The organism is Paenibacillus xylanexedens (assembly GCF_007680605.1).
In the GTDB taxonomy this organism is placed as follows: domain Bacteria; phylum Bacillota; class Bacilli; order Paenibacillales; family Paenibacillaceae; genus Paenibacillus; species Paenibacillus xylanexedens_B.
In genome coordinates this window covers 1-615 of sequence record NZ_VEIO01000039.1, presented here as the reverse complement: position 1 = coordinate 615, position 615 = coordinate 1, and the positions used below count along the sequence as shown (strand labels likewise).

At 47.0% G+C, this 615-nt stretch carries 1 protein-coding gene; it reads right to left on the bottom strand.

Features of this window, described 5'->3' with window-relative positions; genetic code table 11:
- Window positions 1-600: condensation domain-containing protein (locus tag FS818_RS28255; RefSeq protein WP_260984888.1), on the bottom strand; the 600-nt coding region annotated here is incomplete at its 3' end.
- Between the last annotated feature and the right edge of the window lie 15 nt (window positions 601-615).

The window sequence follows — 615 nt, the reverse complement described above, 5'->3', positions numbered from 1 at the left end:
GCCGTCCATCAAAATATGATGGTGGCTCCATACGATCTCATATTGGCTCTGCCCCGTCTTCAATACAGTAATCCGTAGCAAGATATCTTTTGTAAGATCGAATCCTTGTTCCCGGTCTGATTGCTTGAATTGCTCTACTTTGCACTCGATCTCATCTTCCGGTAGCCCTGTGAAATCCTTGAAGACGATCGACGGATTACGCTTTTTCAGTACGATCTGTAGCGGCCTCTCTAATGCCTCGTATACAAACACCGTTCGGAAGATATCATACCGTTCCATCAGAAGAGAAAGGCTTTTCTCCAGATGGGCTTTATGCAGCGACCCTTGAATCACAATCGACAACTGATTGAAATACGCTGATGACTGTGGGTCTCTTAATGCTTGGAACAACATGCCTTCTTGCATTGGAGACATTGGATATATGGAAAGCAGTCCGTCGGTATCGCTACTCACCAGTTGCTTGCGAAGTTTATCGAAAGTGGCGAGCGGTATTGATACGCTACCCACATCGCTCGGGGTCAGTTCCCGCTCCGTTTGCTGCATGCAATGCTCAACGATTGAAAGTAACTGCTTCCTGTAGTTGTCCAGCAGTCCTTGCATCGTGCTTTCCTCGTA